We start from the raw sequence: 14,958 nt of genomic DNA, 5'->3' as shown, positions 1-14,958 counted from the left end.
GGCGGGCGGTTCTACGTGTGCCGGCTACGGCCCCTGTTGCCGCTGGTGTCAGGTGCTGTTGCTGGCTTCAGGGGTGGAAACAGTGCCAGCGACAACACCTTTCGCCAGCGGAGTGGTCGGCGGTGCGCCGGGGCCGGGAACGGCTGCTCACGCTGCGGTCCGTTGCTCACGATCGAACATGAGCGTCCGCGCCGAACGTGAGCGGCTGTGTGCCCAACCGGCGTGGGGCACCGGGCTCTGGTTGTCGCTGGTGTTACGTGTTGTTGCTGGCTTGAAGGGTGGAAACAACGCCAGCGACAACACTTTTCGCCAGCGGTGGGGCAAGCACGGCGTTCAGCCGAGCTGCCAGGACCGCTTGGACAAGCCGTACCAGAATCCCTCGATGATGCTGCGGCTCACCGGTTTTCCGATGGCGTGCGCAGCGCCCAGCGCCACGAACAGCGGCGCGAAGTGCTCGGTGCGCGGATGCGCCAGCCGGGGCGCGGGCGCCCTCGACGCGAAGTCGAGAACGGCGTCGACGTCGTCGGCCGCCATCACCTCCTGCACCCAGGCGTCGAACTCCGTCGACCAGCCGGGCGCCGCACCGTTACGACCGGAGACCTCCTGCAGCGCCGAGAGGTTGTGGGTGGTGAAGCCCGACCCGACGATCAGCGTTCCCGACTCGCGCAGAGGCGCGAGCTTGCGCCCGAGCTCGAACAACGCCACCGGATCCAGCGTGGGCATCGACAGCTGCAGGACGGGGATGTCGGCCTCGGGGAACATCTCCACCAGCGGGACGTACGCGCCGTGGTCGAGCCCGCGGGACTCGTCCCGCTGTACCTTGCCGGCGCCCAACAGGGCGGCCACGTCGTCGGCGAGCTCGGGCGCGCCCGGGGCGTCGTAGGTGACGTCGTAGTACTTGTCCGGAAAGCCCCAGAAGTCGTACAGCAGCGGAGCGCCGGTGGTCGAGGAGACCGTCAAAGGGGCGTCCTCCCAGTGTGCCGACACCACCAACACCGACTCGGGACGTGACAACTGCGCCGACCAGGCCGCGAGCTCCGCAGACCACACCTGGTCGTCGGGGAGCGGGGGAGCGCCGTGCGAGAGGTACAGCACCGGCATGGGTCCTGGGGTGTTGACGGAGGTCATGCAGGCAGTCTCCCACAGAAAGATGAGCGTTCAATTAAACCGACGCCCGAAGATCGCGAAGCAGCACCGGAAGCAATCCCGGAGTGATGCCAGATTCGTGCCGGAGGTCGTCCTCCACCGGTAGCTGCGTCCACCCGGACCGATAAACTGGCCGTATCAACCCATTCGCCGAACTCCCGGGAGATGACGTGCACCCTGTCGCCGACTCCCTGCAGAGGCGGCGGATGGTGCGCGCGTGACGCTCGAATCGGTGACGCTCGAATCCTTCGCCGTCCCGATCGTGCTCGCGCACGTCCTCGTCGCCATGGTGGCTCCGGCCACCGCTCGGCGCTACGACCGGTCCGCGCTGATCGGCCTGGCTGTCCTGCCGGCGCTGACCACCGTCTGGGCCGCTGCCCTGCTGCCCGGCACCCTGGACGGCGCCGTTCGATCGGTGCATCTGACCTGGATCCCGCAGCTGTCGCTCGCGATCGACCTGCGCTTCGATGCGCTGTCGGTCGTCATGGTCGCCGTCATCTCGTTGCTCGGCACCCTGGTGCTGCTGTACTCCGCCCGCTACTTCCCGATCGGGGACGACGGTCGGGCGAAGTACGCGGGATCGCTGATCGCCTTCGCCGGCGCGATGATCGTGCTGGTCCTGGCCGACAACCTGCTGCTGCTGGTGATCGCGTGGGAGCTCACAGGGGTCTTGAGCTACCTGCTCATCGCGCACCGGGTCGGCAACCGTCCGGCCCGGGTGGCTGCCACCCAGGCCTTGATCACCACCACCGGCGGCGGCCTGGTGATGCTGATCGGCACCGTCATGATGGGCGAGCACGCGGGTACCTACTCGATCTCGGCCATCATCACCGCGCCACCGACCGGACCGGGCGTCACCGCAGCGCTGGTGCTGATCCTGGTGGGCGGCATCAGCAAATCGGCGATCGTGCCGTTCCAGTTCTGGCTGCCCGGCGCGATGGCGGCCCCGACACCGGCCAGCGCGTACCTGCACGCGGCCACCATGGTGAAGGCCGGCATCTACCTGTTCGCCCGGTTCGCGCCCGGCTTCGCCGACAACCCCGCGTGGAAACCGGTGCTGATCGGCCTCGGCGGCGCGACGATGATCTTCGGCGCCGTCGCGGCCCTGCGGCAGCGGGACCTCAAGCTGTTGCTGGCGTTCGGGACGGTCAGCCAACTCGGCCTGCTCACCCTGCTCATGGGTGCGGGCAATGCCGACGCGCTGCTCGCCGGCCTGGCGATGCTGGTGGCCCACGCCACCTTCAAGGGCGCGCTGTTCTTCGTGGTCGGCATCATCGACACCCAGGCCGGCACCCGGAAGCTGACCGAGCTGTCCGGCGTCGGGCGACGGATGCCGGCACTGGCGGTCGCCGCGTTCCTGGCCGCCGGATCGATGGCCGGCATCCCACCGATGATCGGCTTCGTCGCCAAGGAGGCCGGCTATGCCGGGCTGCTGGAAGGCGGTGGGTGGGGGCTGGTGGCAGCCGTCGTCATGACTGCGGGCTCGGCGCTGACCGTCGCCTACACCGGCCGGTTCCTCTGGGGAGCGTTCAGCACCAAGCCAGGGGTCGAGCCCAGCACGCCGGAGCGGCCACCCGTCCTGATGACGGCACCCACCTGGTTCCTGGTGGGGCTCGGGTTCCTGCTGGGTGCGCTGCCGATGCTCTGGGAGCCGGTCGTCGCGTCGTACGCCAGCACGTCGGGAGAAGTCCACGAGAACGCGCTTGCGCTCTGGCACGGCTTCACCCCAGCGCTCGGCCTGTCGGTGCTCGGCATCGCGATCGGCGCCGGGATCTACCTGCTGCAACGCAGCACCGACGTCCGCAGCGGTCTGGCGGAGCCGCTGTGGCAGCCCGGCATCGCCTACCGCGCCGCGATCCGCGGCGTTGAGCACGCTGCCGCGCGGACGACCGCCACCACCCAGCGCGGCTCGGTCCCGATCTCGCTCGGTTCGGTACTGGTGGTGCTGGTCATCTTCCCGGGGACCCTGCTGCTGCGCTCCGGCGCACAGATCAGCCCGATCGAGCCGTTGGCGCCCGCACAGCTGGTGTTGGCGCTCGTCGTGCTGACGTTGATCCCGGCGGTGCTGCGGGCCAAGCGGGCGGTCGTCGCGATGATGGTGGTCGGCGGCATCGGCTACGCGATGTCGGTGCTGTTCATCCTGCGCGGGGCCCCCGACCTGGCGCTCACCCAGATGCTGATGGAGTCGGTGTCGCTGGTGATCGCGCTGCTGGTGCTGACCAGGATGCCGCCCGGCTCCGCCAACGAGGAGTCCACCCGCGGGACCCGCGGCAAACGCGTCTCGCTGGTGATCGCCGTCGGTGTCGGCGTCGTGATGGCCACGCTCGCGCTGGTGATCCCCGGGATCCGCACCGCCACCCCGGTGTCGACGGGGCTTGAGGGTCCGGCCGTCAGCTTCGGCGGCGGTCAGAATCTGGTGAACGTCATCCTGGTGGACGTCCGCGGCTGGGACACCTTCGGCGAACTGTCCGTGCTGGTCGCCGCTGCGACCGGGGTCGCCAGCCTGATCTTCCAGTCCAGGCGCACCGGCTCCGCACCGAGGCGTCCGCGCCGTGGTCAGGACAGCGTCCTGCCGACCAACTGGTCGCCCGGTGCCGGGACCTCCGGCCGCTCTCTGCTGCTGGAGGTCGCCACCCGGCTGATCTTCCCGATCATCGTGATGTTCTCCGTGTACGTGCTGTTCGTCGGTCACAACCTGCCCGGCGGTGGGTTCGCGGCCGGGATGATCGTCGGCCTCGCACTCACCCTGAGATACATCGCCGGCGGGCCCTATGAACTCGGCGAGGCCGCTCCGGTGGATGCCGGGCGACTGCTGGGCGTCGGCATGGTGATCGTCTGCATCTCGGCCGTCGGCGGAATGCTGGGCGGCGGCGCGGCACTGGAGTCGCACATCTGGAAGTGGGACTGGCCGGTGCTCGGGGAGTTCAAGATCGTCACCTCGTCGTTCTTCGACATCGGGGTGTACCTGGTCGTCATCGGCCTGGTGCTGGACGTGCTGCACTCGCTGGGCGCGGAACTCGACCGGCAGGCGCTGGCCGCGCCGCCCCGCAGGCGTCGGGTCCGGGCAGATGCGAGGGGGCCGAGATGACCGCCAACGTCGTCTTCGCCGGGCTGATCGGGGTGCTGTTCGCCTCCGGCGTCTACCTGATGCTGTCGCGGAACCTGATCCGGGTGCTGCTGGGCTTCCTGCTCATCGGGCACGGCGCGAACCTGCTGCTGTTGTCCGCCGGCCGCAGTGGATCGGCGCCGATCGTGGGGGAGGACGGCGTCAGCGCCGACCCGATCCCGCAAGCCCTGGTGCTCACGTCGATCGTCATCACCTTCGCGATCAGCTGCTTCCTGCTCGCGATGATCTACCGGAACTACCAGCTCACCCGCAAGAACGAGGTCCCGGACGATCCGGACGACATCGCCGTCGACGAGATGAGTGGAGGTGGTGACGAATGACAGCCGCGACCCTGCTGCCGTTGTCGGTGATGATGCCGCTGCTCGGAGCCGCTCTCGCCCTGCTCACCAGCAGGCGACCCAAGGCCCAGCGGGCGGTCGCCGTCGGATCGCTGTCGATCCAGTTCGTCTTCGAGATCCTGATGCTGATCCAGGTCGATGCGCACGGGCCGCTGGTGATGCACATCGGCGGCTGGGACTCACCCGTCGGGATCACCCTGGTCGCCGACCGGTTGTCGGCGCTGATGCTGGTCGTCTCGACGCTCGTCACGCTCGCGGTGCTGGTCTATGCGATCGCCCAAGGACATTCGGACGGCGAATCCCGGGAAGCGCCGGTGTCGGTGTTCCACCCGGCGTTCCTGATCATGGCCGCAGGGGTCTCGAACGCCTTCGTGGCCGGTGACCTGTTCAACCTCTACGTCAGCTTCGAGATCCTGCTCACCGCAAGCTATGTGCTCCTGACGCTGGGCAGCACGCTGGAGCGGATCCGTTCCGGTGCACCGTATGTGGTGATCTCGATCGTCTCCTCGATCATCTTCCTGTCGGGCATCGGGATGATCTACGCCGCCACCGGAACGCTGAACATGGCCGACCTGGCCGGCCGGCTGCAGGCACTGCCGGCGACGCTGATGGTCGTGCTGCAGTCGTTGCTGCTCATCGCGTTCGGGGTGAAGGCGGCGATCTGGCCGATGTCCGCCTGGCTGCCGGACTCCTATCCGACGGCATCCGCTCCGGTGACTGCGGTCTTCGCGGGCCTGCTGACGAAGGTCGGTATCTACGCGATCATCCGCACCCAGACATTGTTGTTCCCCGGCGGATTCCAGACGTTGCTGATGATCATCGGACTGGCGACGATGGTGATCGGCATCCTGGGTGCGATCGCGCAGAACGAGATCAAACGCCTGCTGTCCTTCACCCTGGTCAGCCACATCGGCTATCTGGTGTTCGGCGTCGCCATCGGCACCCAGGCCGGCCTGGCGGCGACCGTGTTCTACGTCGCGCACCACATCCTCGTGCAGACCGCGCTGTTCCTGGCGACCGGGCTGGTGGAACACATCACCGGGACGACCAGGATCGACCGGCTGGGCGGCCTGGCGAAGACCGCGCCGGCGTTGGCGGTGCTGTTCTTCATCCCGGCGATGAATCTCGGTGGGGTGCCGCCGTTCTCCGGCTTCCTCGGGAAGGTCGGGCTGTTCGAGGCGGGGATCGCGACGGGCAGCGTGACCGCGATCGTGGTGGTCGCCGGCGGTGCGCTCACCAGCCTGCTGACGCTGCTGGCGATCGTGCGGGTCTGGGGTCGGGCGTTCTGGCGCCCCCGCCCGGAGGTCGAGGACGGTGACCCGCGGCCGGAGCACCGGGTCGGCGGTACGCCGCAGGGTCGTCAGGGACGCGAGGGTGGCCGCGGCCGGGCGCACCGGGACGCCCCGGCAACCGGCGCCGCGCCCGACGACGACCGGCAGCCCGCGCGGGTCCGTCAGGGCATCTCGACCGGCGCGGATCTGCGGTCGATGCCGGTCGGCATGGTCGGCGCCACGCTCGTGGTGGTTGCTGCCGGGCTGGCGTTGATGATCTTCGGTGGCGTGTTCTACGGCTACGCCGACCGGACGGCCGACGACCTGACGGGCAACGTCGCCTACATCAGCGCGGTGCTGGGGTCGGGTAGATGAGCCCGCGCAGCCAGGGCGGCGGGGGCAGGGCCGGCCGCCGCCACCAGCGGAACCGTCCCCTGCAGCACCACCAGCCCCGCAAGCCCGCGCTCGCTGACGAGCACGAGAAGATGCGCATCCCCTCCGGTCGCGGCGGCTGGCGTGCCTACCTCATCACGGTCCTCCTGCTGATGCTGCTGTGGATCATGCTGTGGGGTTCGCTGCAGCCCTCGCTGCTGCTGGTCGGACTGACCTCTGCGGTGCTGGTGTTGTGGCTGTTCCCGTTGCCGCACACGGCTTTCGAGTTCGGTCTGCACCCGGTGGCGACCGTGTGGTTGGTGCTGCGGTTCCTGTACGACGTCATGGTGTCCAGTGTCGGGGTGGCCTGGATCGCGATCCGTCCGCGGCAGCCGCAGAGCATCGTCATCAGGGTGGTGTTGGCCGGCACGACCGACCTGCTGCAGCACCTCACCGCACTGGCGGTGTCGCTGGTCCCCGGCAGTCTGATCATCGAGGCGGACACCGGCGGGAGTCGGGACGACGGCGAACGCAGCCTGCTGATCCATGTCCTGGATGCGCACGACGACTCCGAGCGGGAAGTGACCGGCCGGGTGCTGGCCCAGGAACGACGCATCACCATGGCGTTCGGCAACCGGGAGGTCCGGCAGCACTACCGGGAACTCACGGGTGCGACGTCAGGTGCGACGGGATGACGGTCATGACGGTGACGGCGATCGTGGCCGGAGCCCTGTTCGCGATCGGCGCTGTGACGGCAACGGTCCGGCTGCGGCGCGGTCCCGGGGCGCTCGACCGCGCGGCGGCGCTGGACGTCCTGCTGGCCATCACGGTGGGTGTGATCATGCTGGCCGCCGCGCTGTCGCGCAGTTCGGTGACGCTGGTGGTCGGTGTGGTCGTCGCGCTGCTCGGATTCCTCGGGACGGCCAGCCTGGCGCGGTTGCTGCCCCGCGAGGCGACCCGGGGCCGTACACCGCCGCCGGACGCAGCCGCGACGGCACCGACAGCCGACGATCCGGCAACCGACGTGGAACGGGAGGGCCGATGATGACCGTCGACCTGCTCTCCGCGATCGCGCTGATCGCCGGCGCGCTGCTGTCGGCGCTGGCCGGGATCGCCGTCCTGCGGTTCCCGGACACCGAGTCGCGGGTGCACGCGGCGACCAAGCCGCAGGTACTGGGGATCATGCTGCTGATGCTCGGGGTCGGCCTGCGACTGGGGACCTGGGCGGTGATCGGGCAACTGGTGCTGATCGTCGTGCTGCAGCTGTTCACCGCACCGGTGTCAGCGCACCTGGTGGTCCGGGAGGCCTATCGGGACACGGTCAGACACACCGGCGAACCGGATCGGACCACCGAGCCCGTCGAGGACGACCCGCGCTCCTGAGTCACCGCTCGCGTCTCGAGCGGGCAGGGTGCCGCGCGCCGACCCGGATCAGACCGGCAGGACCAGCCCGAGGATCCCGAAGGGCCGACCGTCACCGGTGAACCGGTAGCTGCGCAACACGTCCTGGAAACCCAGCCGGCGGTACAACCGCCAGGCCCGGTTGTCGCCCTCCGGCGTCGACAGCAGCACCTGGGGCTCGGTCCGCGAGGCGAGGAAGGCGCGGAGGGTCCGCTCGCCGAGCCCCTGGCCCTGGTGGTCCGGGCGGACGTGCAACTCCGTGAGCTCGGCATAGTCGGCCAACCACGCCTCGGCCGGGGTGCCGCGCACACCCCTGGCCACCTCGGTGTTCCACCACTGTCCGCGGCGACCCGAGTAGCCGTAGGCGAAGGCCACCGGATGCCCGCAGCGGTCGAAGACGGCCACACAGCTGAACCCGGCGCGCAGCGCGTGCTGTTCCCAGAGCTGACGGCGCGCGGAAGCCTGCTCGGCGGGGTATCCCATGGCCGCGGAGTAGATCCCGATGAACTCGTCCACCAGCGCCAGGAAGCCCTCGGCGTCGACCGGGCACAGCGAGAGTCCCTGGTTGGCGCTCACCGTCCGGGCATGACTGTCGGAGTGGTGGGACACCATCACTCCATGACATCACGTTTCGCCGTTCCCGACCTGCCGAGCAGGGCTGACGCGTCGCGGACGACGCAGGCCGCGGAGCCGGACGGAACCCTGGACGGGGCAGTGATGCGGGCGTACTGTATCGAACAGGTGTTCGACAACGACGCCGCCAGGTTGACGCATCGCACGACGTTCCGGGGTGCGGGTGCACGGTGAGTGGAGGAACTGCATGGTGACCAGATCGTCGTCCCGAGCCGAGAGCTCGACGCAGAACCGAGGGCCCGGTCGCGGTCGACGGACGGCGAGCAGGCCGAGTCCGTCCGGTCCCGCCGGAGGTCCGGTCGGTCAGGCTGCTGCCCGCGAACTGATTGCCGACGCAGGTCGGGGGCTCGGGTCCGCCATCCGGGCCACCGGCACCGCCGACCGCTACGCCGCGGCGCACCTGGCCGGTCTGCGTGCCGCCGCAGCTCTGCTGGCGGTACGTGCGAGCCCCTCGTCCGGTCGCACTGCCGCAAGCGCCTCGAACGCAGCACGTGTCCGGCCCAGCCGGGCAGGTGGCCGCGGCAACGTGTGGGATCTGCTCGAGCGGGTCGCGCCGGAGCTCGCCGAGTGGGCCGCGTTCTACCGGGCGGGGATCGGCAAGCGCCAGTTGGCGGAAGCCGGGATCGGCCGGGCGATCGGGGTGCGGGAGACCGACGATCTGATCCGGCAGACCGGCGAGTTCATCGATCTGGTCGAATCGTTGATCAGCGCGCGCCAGGATCGCTCGGGCTGAGCGGCACTAGGCTGGCGGTCCGGGGCGACGACGGCGCCCCGCTCCCGGTGGGAGCGGTTCGCGTGGCGCGCAGGAGTGGATGCTGCTGATGGGGACGAGCACGTCTCGCCGTCGGACGACGGAGGATCCCGAGTCGGTGGATGACTCGGCCTGCACGATTCTGCACGTCGACATGGACGCCTTCTTCGCCCTGGTCGAGCTGCGTCGTCACCCGGAACTGCGCGGTCGTCCGATGATGGTTGCCGGGACAGGTCCGCGCAGCGTCGTCCTGTCCGCCACCTACGCGGCGCGCGCCACCGGGGTGCGCTCCGGGATACCGACCGGACGAGCGCGTGCGCTCTGCCCCGGGATCGTCGTGGTGCCCCCGGAGCACGGCCTCTACAGCGAGGTCTCCGACCAGGTGATGTCGATGTTCCGCGACGTGACACCGCTGGTCGAACCGCTCTCGGTCGACGAGGCGTTCCTGGACGTGTCCGGGGCGGGTCGGGGCCAGGGACGTCCGGTGCAGATCGCGATCCGACTGCGTCAGCGGATCGCCGACGAGCTGGGGCTCGTCGCCACTGTGGGCGCCGCCGCCACCAAGTTCGTCGCCAAGCTCTCCTCCGGTCTGGCCAAACCCGACGGGCTGCTGGTGGTCCCCCCTGGCGAGGTGGAGCAGCTGCTCCGGCCGCTCCCGGTCCGGGCGCTGTGGGGAGTGGGGCCGGCCCAGGAGAAGGCGTTGCTCGCCCTCGGTCTGACCACCGTCGGCGACATCGCCGCGACCTCCCGATCGTGGCTGGTCAAGCAGATCGGCCAGGCTGCCGGTAGCAAGCTGCACGATTTGGCGAACGGGATCGACGGACGATCGGTGACCACGGACGTGGCCGAGGCATCCATCGGCGCCGAGACGACCTTCGCTGTGGACACGGCGGACCGGCGGATCCTGGACCGTGAGCTGTTGGCGCTCGCAGACCGCACCGCGCGCAGAGCCAGAGCGGGTGGCGTCCGGGGGCGGACGGTGGCCCTCAAGGTCCGCTACGACGACTTCAGCACCGTCTTCCGATCGGTCACCCTCGCCGAGCCGCTCGATCTGAGTCGCGACATCCACGCCGCCGTTGTCGGCCTGCTCGACACGCTGGGCGCCACTCGCCCCGTCCGACTGGTGGGCGTCCGGCTCGAGGGGCTGGTGCTGCCGGGCGAGGCATCGGCGCAACTCGCGTTCGACGTCGATCCGATGGCGTCCCTGATCGATGCAGACTGGCGCAGGGCGGAGACGACGGTCGACGAGGTGGCCGCCCGGTTCGGGTCCGCGGCGATCCGTCCGGCGAGCCTGTTGGCGGTGTCTGCACCCCGGCACGATCGGACCAGAGCCCCCCGAGTGATGCCGGGAGAGTCCCCTGATGGGCAGATTCGCCATAACGGGTTGGCAGAGTAGGTAGTGGACGGGCTCGGTTGCTCGTACTGTGGACAGCAGGTCCCGCTCCACCTGGCAGCCGAGTACCGGCCGGGTGGATCAGCATCCGATTTCAGCACGGAAGAACCCGCACCAATTCATCATCTTGACGGGGCCACGACCTCCCGGCCGTGACACCCGACGCCCGAGGAGGGACCATGCCGCTCTCCGAGCACGAGCAGCACATGTTCGACCAGATCGAACGCGCGCTCTACGACGACGACCCGAAGTTCGCCACGTCGGTCGACGTCACGCGGATCCGTCGTCGTCGGCCGATCGCTGCTGCTGCGGTGTTCGTCGTCGGGTTGGTCTGCCTGGTCGTCGGCGTCATCACCACCCAGAGTGTGCTCACCCTCGGCGTGATCGTCTCGGTGATCGGCTTCCTGGCCATGGTCGCCGGCGCCGGTCTGTTCGTCTTCGGAATTCCTGGCCGCGGCAAGAACGCCACCGTCACCCCGGCGAAGCCCAAGCCCGCCGGCACCGTCTCGTCGAAGCTGGAAGAGCGCCTGCGTCGTAGGTTCGACGAGCAGGAGTAGGTCCCGGGCGGGCATCTCCCAGCTCCGCCGCGTTGATGTTCTGAATGCGTCGGACCTTCCTTCTTCTTCGCCCGCTCGCGTTTCCCAGGTGGTCGAGCAAACGAAGTGCGTCGAGACCCCGTCAGGTCAACGCAGGGACCTCGCCAGATCACCGGGACTCCGGGATCTCGACGCGTTCGTTCCTCTCTTGCTCGATCACCTCAGAAGTCGCGGGACCGGCACAGAGTCGGCTCAGACCCGGGGCCGCAGGCTTCTCGGAAGCCAACGCTCGGCGGCTCGGAGCGGGATCGCCTGGGTCAGTCCGGCGCGGACGGCTTGGATCGCTGGGGCCAGATCCTCCTGCGGTGGTGCCGCGACCGCCACCGAGGAGTGCCCGTCGGCATACCACTGCTGCTCGGCAGCGATCACCAGCGAGCGGAGCTGGGTCCGGCCGGCCTGGTTCAGTCCGCCCACCTTCGCAACCCGGTTGGCGGTCGTCCGAGTGGATTCGGTCGGGATCAAGGCCACCCGGTGGTCGAGCATCAGATCCTCGATCTCCGCCCAGGCCGCAGTCGCGGCGCCCGGTCCGCCGCTGCTCGCCACCTGCACCCTGTTGCGCCGCCGTTGACCGCGGACCAGGCCGGGGACCATCGCGAGCACCACCAGCAGCGCGACCAGTCCGAGGCCCCACCACACCCAGCGCGGGACCGCGGCCAGACCGGTCGGCGTCGCGGGTTCGGCGACCTGGGCCGCGGTCGTGCTCGAGCTGTCGGTGCCGCCGTCGTCGGGATTAAGACCCGGCTGCTGGTCGCCGCGACCGGTGGTGTCCACGCTCGTCTCCGTGGACGGGCCGACCGTCTCGGACGCCGAACTCGTATCGCCGGTGCCGTCGCCGGAACCGGTGCCGCCTTCGGTGAAGCCGTTCTCGCGACCGGTCCCACCGGTCAGCGGAGTGGGATCGAACCGCACCCACCCGTGTTCGTCGAAGCGGACCTCCACCCAGGCGTGCGCGTCGTTGGTGGTGATGACCCGCGTCCCGTCGTTCTTCAGCTCACCCTGGGTGAAACCGACAGCGACCCGCGACGGAATCCCGACGGTGCGCAGCATCGCCGCCATCGCCGATGCGTACTGCTCGCAGTACCCCTGCTTGTTCTCCAGGAAGTCGGCGAGCTGGTTGCCGCTGCTGCCGGGGGGAACCTGCAACGAGTAGGTGAAACCGTTGGCGGGATTCGTGAAGTACTTCAGCAGAGCATCGGCCTTGGCGAACGGCGTCTGCTGGCCGGCCACCACGTTGGCCGCGGTGTTCCGAACCGAATCGGGGATGCCGGTGGTGTCAAGGAGCTCTGCGGTCGGCGTCACCGTGTCGGTGCGCAGGTCTGCGGCGGTCGGCATCTCGAAGGAGGTGAGCAAGCGGTAGGACTTCGGGTTCTGCTCCTGCTCGCGGTAGACCGTCGAGAGCGAGCGGTCGTACTGCCAATCGGGACCGAGGCCCTGGATCGCCTGGGTACCGGCGAACATCGGCAACCACTTGTCGGCCCAGCGCAGCGACTCGACCGTCACCTCAACGGGGGCGCCACCCGGGGTCGTCGCGCTGATCCCGCTGAGTGGGTCGCCGTCGTCGGTGAGTGCGCCGAAGCTGAATCCCGCGTCCTGACCGGAGCGCCACACCTGCAGCGCCACCACCCGCAGGTAGTCGTCGACGGGCTGGTCGCGGACCAACAGCAGCTCGACGGGTTCGCCGCGCTTCAGGTCGCCGCGCAGCGACGTGAACGGGCTCAATCCGATCTGGCCGCCGCTCACACCGTTTCGGGGCAGGTGTCCCTCGGTCCCGACAGCCGTGACCGAGTCGCCGCCGAACACCCCAGCTCCGGCACCCACACCCGCGACGAGCACGCCGGACACGACGAGTCCGACCGAGGCTCGCCCGAGTCGCCGGGTGAGCAGGGAGCCGGTACTGGCCAGCAGCGCGGCATACAGCAGGGCCGGTGCGACGAACGTCCACCACGGCAGCGACTGGGTGGAGATCGACGCCGGCACCGAGTACAGGCACAGCAGGGGGAGTGCGACCAGCGCCGGGGCCTTCGCCTCGGCCACCAGGAAGTCGACGATGAGGGCAGTCGTGCCCAGCGCGAGCGCCGCCAGGAAGGTGAGCGCGGGCGTCGTCGGTGCGGGCGGGACGGTGGCCAGGATCTGCGCCCAGGCGTCGCGCAGCAGGTCCCCCGCATCGCGGAAGGCCGCGGCGGTGGGGATCAGACCACCGATCCCCGACGAGGTGAACAGGCTCGTCAGCACGACCAGGAAGCCGGCGAACTGGACCAGCACGGTGATCGGGGCGGGGGAGCGCAGCAGGCGACAGCCGACACCGAGCAGCCACACGATGCCGACCACTTCGACGATCGGCAGGACCCAGGTCGGTTTCTCGAGCACCGAGCTCAGTGCAGCGGAGCCGGCGAGCAGCGCGAGGACGGCCAACAGACTGGGAACCAGCGAGACGCGGTCGTCGATCGGGGCTCGCACCTGACGGGGCGGTCCGGCGGCGGGCACCACCCCAGCGGGTGCGGCCGGGGGTCCGGGCGGCCCGGCGACGGCCGGCGGGACCGGTGGATCGGACAGCAGGGTCATCGGGATCTCACCTGCTCCTGGTACTGACGGGCCCGGCCGGCAGCCGGATCGACCTGACCGGCCTGCTCGACGTCCTCACTGCCGACGGTACAGACACGTCGCCAGGCGGTTGCCAGATCGTCACCCCGTCGGATGGACACGGTGCGCCAGCCGGCTGCCTGCAGCGCGCTGCGGGCAGCGGTGACGGGCATCCCCGTCGCCTCGCCGGGCTGCGCCCAGTCGGCGGTCTCGATCAGCAGCGCGACGCCCTGGATGCCCCGCGGACGGCCCGCGACGAGCGCGCTGATGGTCGCCAGGTCGAGGGCACCGAGGATGGCGATGACCATCCCTGCGGACCCGACCGGCGGGAAACCCAGCGTGCGGACGTCGTCTGCCTCGAGCTCGGCAAGTCCGCTGAGCACGCTGTCGGTGATGTCGTGACCGTGCACGATGGTGCTCTGGTGACCGGCCAGCCGGACCTCGTGATCGGTGTTCAACAGGTGCAGGCTGACCGAGGCGGCGAGCACCACCGCGAGCTCGAGGCTGGAGTCCGCGTCGGCCCCGCGGTGCACGCCGGCGCGATGGTCCAGCAGGACGACGGCGCCACCGTGGGAGACGGGTTCGTCCAGTCGGACCATCAGCTCGTCGTGTCGGGCGGAGGCTCGCCAGTGGATCGTGCGGATGTCGTCGCCGCTGCGGTAGTTGCGGACCCCGACGTCCGGATCTCCGCCGGTGGTACCGGTGGCCGCCCGACCGGAGGACGCCGAGCGGTTGCCGGCGCCGAGCGGAAGACCGGTGAGCCGGACGACCTGGGGGACGACCAGCACATCGGAGGTGCCTGGCAGGTCGGTCGCGTCCTCCCAGAGCCCGAACACGTCGTGGGTGAGCGCCAGTGCCGGTCCCACCTGGAAGCGACCTCGGCGGGCGGCCGAGACCGGGTAGGTCATCCGGTAGCCGTGTCCACTGCGCAGACCGGGGACGAGGCGCCTGACCCCGCGGGTGAGACCGGGGATCGCCGGTTCCACGAACTCGAACGCCCTGGCCCTGCTGGACCCAGCGTTGGCGACCGAGACAGCGACCTGGCCGGTGATGCCCGGGGTGAGGCGGTCGGGGTGTACCTGGTGGGTGACCTCGAGCTTCGGACGGCGGGTGGCGGTCACCGCGATCGCCAGCAACGGGATGATGATCGCGAAGATCCCGACCCGCAGCAGGTCCCGCTCGTCGAGCAGGAATGCGCACACGGCGGCAGCCACCCCGCCGGCCAACAGACACCGGCCGCGGGTGGTGAGACCGCGCACCGGGCCGCCGTCGCGCACAGCAGTCCTCCCACCAATGTTCCCGCCGGCCCGCTTGCCCTTGCTGCTTTCGGTGCCCATCACGGGCTGCCCG

General features: G+C 69.8%; 14 protein-coding genes. 10 read left to right on the top strand and 4 right to left on the bottom strand.

Translation table 11 applies throughout. From position 1 onward, the window contains the following. Window positions 1-333 precede the first annotated feature (333 nt). Window positions 334-1,128 carry a class III extradiol ring-cleavage dioxygenase gene (locus tag ABLG96_RS14455; RefSeq protein ID WP_353648062.1) on the bottom strand — a complete coding sequence of 265 codons (795 nt, stop codon included), beginning with the start codon at window positions 1,126-1,128 and terminating at the stop codon, window positions 334-336. A gap of 235 nt (window positions 1,129-1,363) precedes the next feature. On the opposite strand from ABLG96_RS14455, the gene ABLG96_RS14450 reads away from it, so the two are divergent. From ABLG96_RS14450 to mnhG, 6 genes are read left to right on the top strand one after another with little or no spacing between them, the layout of a single operon-like run. Then, window positions 1,364-4,234, top strand: a complete 2,871-nt coding sequence (locus ABLG96_RS14450) for a Na+/H+ antiporter subunit A (protein ID WP_353648061.1) — start codon at window positions 1,364-1,366, stop codon at window positions 4,232-4,234. Continuing rightward, on the top strand, window positions 4,231-4,593 hold the full coding sequence (locus ABLG96_RS14445; protein WP_353648060.1) for an NADH-quinone oxidoreductase subunit K: 363 nt from the start codon (window positions 4,231-4,233) through the stop codon (window positions 4,591-4,593). Before ABLG96_RS14450 ends, ABLG96_RS14445 begins: the two co-directional genes overlap by 4 nt. After that, complete coding sequence (locus tag ABLG96_RS14440; protein WP_353648059.1) at window positions 4,590-6,257, top strand: Na+/H+ antiporter subunit D; 1,668 nt, start codon at window positions 4,590-4,592, stop codon at window positions 6,255-6,257. Before ABLG96_RS14445 ends, ABLG96_RS14440 begins: the two co-directional genes overlap by 4 nt. Beyond that, window positions 6,254-6,949 (top strand): Na+/H+ antiporter subunit E, encoded by a 696-nt coding sequence (locus ABLG96_RS14435; protein WP_353648058.1) that lies wholly within the window; start codon window positions 6,254-6,256, stop codon window positions 6,947-6,949. Before ABLG96_RS14440 ends, ABLG96_RS14435 begins: the two co-directional genes overlap by 4 nt. Further along, entirely contained in the window at window positions 6,946-7,299 is a 354-nt protein-coding gene (locus ABLG96_RS14430) for a monovalent cation/H+ antiporter complex subunit F (protein WP_353648057.1), read from the top strand. Before ABLG96_RS14435 ends, ABLG96_RS14430 begins: the two co-directional genes overlap by 4 nt. Further along, the gene (gene mnhG / locus ABLG96_RS14425; protein WP_353648056.1) at window positions 7,296-7,637 is read left to right on the top strand and encodes a monovalent cation/H(+) antiporter subunit G; all 342 of its coding nucleotides are present in this window, start codon (window positions 7,296-7,298) and stop codon (window positions 7,635-7,637) included. The genes ABLG96_RS14430 and mnhG overlap by 4 nt, the downstream gene beginning before the upstream one ends. 48 nt (window positions 7,638-7,685) lie before the next feature. Here the strand turns inward: mnhG and ABLG96_RS14420 are convergent, their stop codons facing one another. Next, window positions 7,686-8,264, bottom strand: coding sequence for a GNAT family N-acetyltransferase (locus ABLG96_RS14420; RefSeq protein WP_353648055.1), 579 nt, complete (start codon window positions 8,262-8,264; stop codon window positions 7,686-7,688). Window positions 8,265-8,273: 9 nt separating this feature from the next. Here ABLG96_RS14420 and ABLG96_RS14415 point away from each other — a divergent pair, with 9 nt between their 5' ends. The 4 genes from ABLG96_RS14415 (at window position 8,274) to ABLG96_RS14400 (ending at window position 10,989) form a co-directional block, all read left to right on the top strand. Further along, the gene (locus ABLG96_RS14415; RefSeq protein WP_353648054.1) at window positions 8,274-8,462 is read left to right on the top strand and encodes a hypothetical protein; all 189 of its coding nucleotides are present in this window, start codon (window positions 8,274-8,276) and stop codon (window positions 8,460-8,462) included. A gap of 13 nt (window positions 8,463-8,475) precedes the next feature. Continuing rightward, complete coding sequence (locus ABLG96_RS14410) at window positions 8,476-9,021, top strand: SAV_6107 family HEPN domain-containing protein (protein ID WP_353648053.1); 546 nt, start codon at window positions 8,476-8,478, stop codon at window positions 9,019-9,021. 136 nt (window positions 9,022-9,157) lie between these two features. Beyond that, window positions 9,158-10,435 (top strand): DNA polymerase IV, encoded by a 1,278-nt coding sequence (gene dinB, locus ABLG96_RS14405; RefSeq protein ID WP_353648052.1) that lies wholly within the window; start codon window positions 9,158-9,160, stop codon window positions 10,433-10,435. Window positions 10,436-10,611: 176 nt separating this feature from the next. After that, the gene (locus tag ABLG96_RS14400) at window positions 10,612-10,989 is read left to right on the top strand and encodes a DUF3040 domain-containing protein (RefSeq protein WP_353648051.1); all 378 of its coding nucleotides are present in this window, start codon (window positions 10,612-10,614) and stop codon (window positions 10,987-10,989) included. A 231-nt stretch (window positions 10,990-11,220) separates the two neighbouring features. Here ABLG96_RS14400 and ABLG96_RS14395 read toward each other — a convergent pair whose 3' ends face one another. Both ABLG96_RS14395 and ABLG96_RS14390 read right to left on the bottom strand, forming a co-directional pair. Then, a complete protein-coding gene (locus ABLG96_RS14395) occupies window positions 11,221-13,590 on the bottom strand; it encodes a DUF3488 and transglutaminase-like domain-containing protein (protein ID WP_353648050.1) in 2,370 nt (789 codons plus the stop codon). Beyond that, the gene (locus ABLG96_RS14390; protein WP_353648049.1) at window positions 13,587-14,945 is read right to left on the bottom strand and encodes a DUF58 domain-containing protein; all 1,359 of its coding nucleotides are present in this window, start codon (window positions 14,943-14,945) and stop codon (window positions 13,587-13,589) included. Before ABLG96_RS14390 ends, ABLG96_RS14395 begins: the two co-directional genes overlap by 4 nt. Between the last annotated feature and the right edge of the window lie 13 nt (window positions 14,946-14,958).

The organism is Nakamurella sp. A5-74 (genome assembly GCF_040438885.1).
In the GTDB taxonomy this organism is placed as follows: Bacteria; Actinomycetota; Actinomycetes; order Mycobacteriales; family Nakamurellaceae; genus Nakamurella.
The sequence above is the reverse complement of the archived record's forward strand: the minus strand, read 5'-3'. Positions and strand labels throughout refer to the sequence as shown.